Origin of the sequence: Microbacterium sp. BF1 (assembly GCF_019279095.1) — a bacterium.
GTDB lineage: Bacteria > Actinomycetota > Actinomycetes > Actinomycetales > Microbacteriaceae > Microbacterium > Microbacterium maritypicum.
Genome location: NZ_JAGYWT010000176.1, coordinates 1 through 4,961, shown reverse-complemented (window position 1 = coordinate 4,961; position 4,961 = coordinate 1). Strand labels below are relative to the sequence as shown.

General features: G+C 68.3%; 4 protein-coding genes and 3 pseudogenes. 6 read left to right on the top strand and 1 reads right to left on the bottom strand.

Features of this window, described 5'->3' with window-relative positions; translation table 11 throughout:
- From KZA10_RS08045 to KZA10_RS08020, 6 genes and pseudogenes are all read left to right on the top strand, one after another.
- A pseudogene (locus tag KZA10_RS08045) lies at positions 1-362 on the top strand (hypothetical protein); the annotation flags it as partial.
- A complete protein-coding gene (locus KZA10_RS08040) occupies positions 359-1,042 on the top strand; it encodes a GntR family transcriptional regulator (protein WP_017828357.1) in 684 nt (227 codons plus the stop codon). The pseudogene KZA10_RS08045 and the gene KZA10_RS08040, both read left to right, overlap by 4 nt.
- Positions 1,039-2,538 (top strand): 5-carboxymethyl-2-hydroxymuconate semialdehyde dehydrogenase, encoded by a 1,500-nt coding sequence (hpaE, locus tag KZA10_RS08035; RefSeq protein WP_218682602.1) that lies wholly within the window; start codon positions 1,039-1,041, stop codon positions 2,536-2,538. The genes KZA10_RS08040 and hpaE overlap by 4 nt, the downstream gene beginning before the upstream one ends.
- Before the next feature lie 93 nt (positions 2,539-2,631).
- Positions 2,632-3,795, top strand: a complete 1,164-nt coding sequence (gene hpaD / locus KZA10_RS08030; protein ID WP_017828355.1) for a 3,4-dihydroxyphenylacetate 2,3-dioxygenase — start codon at positions 2,632-2,634, stop codon at positions 3,793-3,795.
- 9 nt (positions 3,796-3,804) lie between these two features.
- Complete coding sequence (locus tag KZA10_RS08025; RefSeq protein WP_017828354.1) at positions 3,805-4,590, top strand: 2-keto-4-pentenoate hydratase; 786 nt, start codon at positions 3,805-3,807, stop codon at positions 4,588-4,590.
- A pseudogene (locus tag KZA10_RS08020) lies at positions 4,575-4,844 on the top strand (aldolase/citrate lyase family protein); the annotation flags it as partial. The gene KZA10_RS08025 and the pseudogene KZA10_RS08020, both read left to right, overlap by 16 nt.
- Here the strand turns inward: KZA10_RS08020 and KZA10_RS08015 are convergent.
- A pseudogene (locus tag KZA10_RS08015) lies at positions 4,776-4,961 on the bottom strand (thymidylate synthase); the annotation flags it as partial. The pseudogenes KZA10_RS08020 and KZA10_RS08015 overlap by 69 nt on opposite strands.

Sequence of the window (4,961 nt, the reverse complement as noted above, 5' to 3'; positions counted from 1 at the left end):
CCGACGGCGGCGTCCGCGACTTCGACGCGGTCGCCGAGATCGGACTCCCCGTGTTCTCGCAGGGTGCGCACCCCTCCGTGCTCGGCCGCAAGCACGTGCCGTGGGACGTGGATGTCACGATCTCCTGCGGCGGCGCGACCGTGCAGTCCGGAGACATCATCGTCGGCGACAGCGACGGGGTGATCGTGATCCCGCCGGCGCTGGCCGCCGAGGTCGCCGCCAGTGCCGTCGCGCAGGAGATCGAAGATGCCTGGATCGCCGAGCAGGTCGCCGCAGGTCACCCCGTCGACGGCCTGTTCCCCCTGAACGCCGAGTGGCGCGCCCGCTACGAGGAGGCCACGGCCCACCGGAGCACGCGATGACCACGACGGCGGCCAGCAAGTCCGAGGTCGCGTACGAGTGGCTCCGTTCGCGGATCACGGGGCACATGTTCAGCCCCGGCTACCGGCTGGTGCTGGGTTCCATCGCCGAGGATCTGAAGATGAGCGTCGTCCCCGTGCGCGAGGCGATCCGCCGCCTCGAAGCCGAGGGACTCGTGACGTTCGAGCGCAACGTCGGAGCGCGGGTGACCCTCGTCGACGAGAGCGAGTACGCGCACACCATGCAAACGCTCGGCCTGGTCGAGGGCTGCGCCACCGCGCTCTCGGCTCCCCTGCTCGACGAGGACGCTCTCGAGGAGGCCGCCCGTATCAACGAGCGGATGGCGCAGATGCTCGATCATCTCGACGCCCATGCCTTCACCGAGCTCAACCGCCAGTTCCACTCGGTGCTGTTCGAGCCGTGCCCCAACCCTCACCTGCTCGACCTCGTGCACCGCGGCTGGTCGCGGCTCTCCGCCATCCGCGACACGACTTTCGCGTCGATCCCCGGACGCGCCCAGCACTCGGTCGAGGAGCACACCGAGATCCTCGACCTCATCCGCGCGGGCGCCGACCCGCTCGAGATCGAACTCGCCGCCCGCAACCACCGCTGGCGCACGATGGACGCGTTCCTCGACGCACTGCACACCCGTTCCGCCCAGACGACCGGAGAAATCTCATGACCGATTCGCGCATCCCCGCCGACCTCCCCGACCACATCCAGCACTACATCGACGGCGCGTTCGTCGATTCCGTCGACGGCGACACGTTCGACGTGCTGGATCCGGTCACCAACCAGACCTACACGACCGCCGCCGCCGGCAAGAAGGCCGACATCGAACTCGCCGTCGCGGCAGCCACGCGCGCGTTCAACGAGGGCCCCTGGCCGCGGATGCTCCCCCGCGAGCGCTCGCGCGTGCTGCACCGGATCGCCGACATCGTCGAGTCCCGCGATGCACGCCTGGCCGAGCTCGAGTCGTACGACTCCGGCCTGCCGATCACCCAGGCGCTGGGACAGGCCCGCCGCGCCGCCGAGAACTTCCGGTTCTTCGCCGACCTGATCGTCGCCCAGTCCGACGACGCCTTCAAGGTGCCGGGCAAGCAGATGAACTACGTCAACCGCAAGCCGATCGGTGTCGCCGGCCTCATCACGCCGTGGAACACGCCGTTCATGCTCGAGTCGTGGAAGCTCGGGCCCGCACTCGCGACCGGCAACACGGTCGTGCTCAAGCCGGCCGAGTTCACGCCGCTGTCGGCATCCCTGTGGGCCGGCATCTTCGAGGAGGCGGGGCTGCCCAAGGGCGTCTTCAACCTCGTGAACGGTCTCGGCGAAGACGCGGGCGACGCGCTCGTGAAGCACCCCGATGTGCCGCTCATCTCGTTCACGGGCGAGAGCCGCACCGGACAGATCATCTTCGGCAATGCCGCCCCGTTCCTCAAGGGCCTGTCGATGGAGCTCGGTGGCAAGTCGCCCGCCGTGGTCTTCGCCGACGCCGACCTCGAGGCCGCGGTCGACGCCACGATCTTCGGCGTCTTCTCCCTCAACGGTGAGCGCTGCACCGCCGGCTCCCGCATCCTGGTCGAGCGCTCGATCTACGAGGAGTTCGTCGAGCGCTACGCCGCGCAGGCGAAGCGGGTCAAGGTCGGCTACCCCCACGACCCCGCCACCGAGGTCGGCGCGCTCGTGCACCCCGAGCACTACGACAAGGTCATGAGCTACGTGGAGATCGGCAAGACCGAGGGCCGCCTGGTCGCCGGTGGCGGTCGCCCCGAGGGCTTCGAGGAGGGCAACTTCGTCGCACCGACCGTGTTCGCCGACGTCTCCCGCGACGCCCGTATCTTCCAGGAAGAGATCTTCGGCCCCGTCGTGGCGATCACGCCCTTCGACTCCGACGAGGAGGCGCTCTCGCTCGCGAACAACACCAAGTACGGGCTCGCCGCCTACATCTGGACGAACGACCTCAAGCGCGCGCACAACTTCGCGCAGTCGGTCGAAGCCGGCATGGTGTGGCTGAACAGCAACAACGTGCGGGACCTGCGCACGCCGTTCGGCGGCGTGAAGGCTTCGGGCCTCGGGCACGAGGGCGGCTACCGCTCGATCGACTTCTACACCGACCAGCAGAGCGTGCACATCACGCTCGCGGCCCACTCCCACAACCCGACCTTCGGCAAGAACTGACCCCACTGTCTCGTTCCGGTCGCACTTTGTGCCGCCCCGCCCGCGCGGATGCGACAGAAAGTGCGACCGGAACCCTCACGCAAGGACGCTGACATGACACACCGCGACGACATGACCCTGACCTCCTCGGGCTTCTACGTCTCCCAGGAGGCGCCGATCCGCTCGGACAACCCGATCGCGACGCCGCAGAGCTCGCCGCCGGACATCCTCCGCTGCGCGTACATGGAGCTCGTGGTCACCGACCTCGCCGCCTCCCGCCAGTTCTACGTCGACGTCCTGGGGCTCTACGTCACCGCGGAGGACGACGAGGCGATCTACCTGCGTTCGACCGAGGAGTTCATCCACCACAACCTGGTGCTGCGCAAGGGCCCGATCGCCGCCGTGGCCGCCTTCTCGTACCGGGTCCGCACGCCCGAAGACCTCGACCGCGCCGTCGAGTTCTACACGGAGCTCGGCTGCGACGTGCGCCGCAACGAGAACGGCTTCGTCAAGGGCATCGGCGACTCGGTGCGGGTGGTCGACCCGCTGGGCTTCCCGTACGAGTTCTTCTACGCCACCGAGCACGTCGAGCGGATGTCGTGGCGCTACGACCTGCACATCCCCGGCGAGCTGGTGCGCCTGGACCACTTCAACCAGGTCACCCCCGACGTGCCGCGTGCCGTGGGGTTCATGCAGGACCTCGGCTTCCGCGTCACTGAGGACATCCAGGACGAGGAGGGCACCGTCTACGCCGCCTGGATGCGCCGCAAGCCCACCGTGCACGACACCGCCATGACCGGCGGCGACGGACCCCGCATGCACCACGTGTGCTTCGCCACGCATGAGAAGCACAACATCCTCGCCATCTGCGACAAGCTCGGAGCCCTGCGCCGCTCCGACTCGATCGAGCGCGGTCCCGGCCGCCACGGCGTCTCGAACGCGTTCTACCTCTACCTGCGCGACCCCGACGGGCACCGCGTCGAGGTGTACACGCAGGACTACTACACCGGTGACCCCGACAACCCGGTCATCACCTGGGATGTGCACGACAACCAGCGCCGCGACTGGTGGGGGAACCCCGTCGTCCCGTCCTGGTACACGGATGCCTCGCTGGTGCTCGATCTCGACGGCAACCCGCAGCCGGTGGTCGCCCGCACCGACTCCAGTGAGATGGCGGTGACCATCGGCGCCGACGGCTTCTCGTACACGCGAGCGGACGACGACAAGGACATGCCCGAGTACAAGCAGGGCGAGTACAAGCTGGGCCACCAGCTCTAGGAGGCACGGATGCTGTCAGCAGACACGATCACGCAGATCGCGGCGGAGCTCGCGGAGGCCGACCGCACGCACGCGGTGATCCCGCGCATCACGGCGCGGTACCCGGAGGCTACGGTCGAGGACTCCTACGCGATCCAAGGCGTCTGGAGGGACTCCCAGATCGCCGCGGGTCGCCGACTCGTCGGCCGCAAGATCGGGCTGACGTCCAAGGCGATGCAGCAGGCCACGGGCATCACCGAGCCGGACTACGGCGTGATGTTCGACGACACCGTGTACGAGTCAGGCGCAGAGATCCCGGTCGATCACTTCTCGAACGTGCGCATCGAGGTCGAACTCGCCTTCGTGCTGAAGACCCCGCTGGAGGGCCCGGACTGCACCCTCGAGGATGCCCTGGCGGCGATCGACTACGCCGTGCCGGCGCTCGAGGTGCTGAACTCGCACATCGAGCTGGAGGGCCGCACGATCGTCGACACGATCAGCGACAACGCCGCGTACGGAGCGATGGTGCTCGGCACGGTGCACCGGCGCCCCGACGAGATCGATCTGCGCTGGGTTCCCGGCGTGCTCTCCCGCAACGGCGAGATCGAGGAGACCGGCGTCGCCGCCGGAGTGCTCGGCCACCCGGCGACCGGGGTCGCATGGCTCGCGAACAAGTTCCATCAGCACGGCGCGCGTCTCGAGGCCGGGGAGATCATCCTGGCAGGATCGTTCACACGCCCGATGTGGGTGTCGCGCGGCGACGAAGTGCTGTGCGATTACGGACCGATGGGAACAATCGCATGCCGCTTCGTCTAGACCCCTCGTTCCGTGAGCAGCTCGCGGCCTCCGATCGAGCGTTCGTGGGCATGTGGGTCTGCTCCGGCAGCCCGCTGCTCGCCGAGGTCGCCGCGGGGTCGGGACTGGACTGGCTGCTGATCGACATGGAGCACTCGGCGAACACGCTCGATTCCGTGCTCGTGCAGCTGCAGGCCGTCGCCGCGTACCCGATCGCCCCGCTCGTGCGGGTGCCGTCGAACGACACCGTCGCGATCAAGCAGGTACGACCGCCACTGCACCCCGTAGACCGGCCCCAGGTCGCCGGACTCGTCTGCCCACTCATCCCAGATCGTGACGCCGTTGTCGCGGAGCCACCCCACATTGGAATCGCCACGCAGGAACCAGAGGAG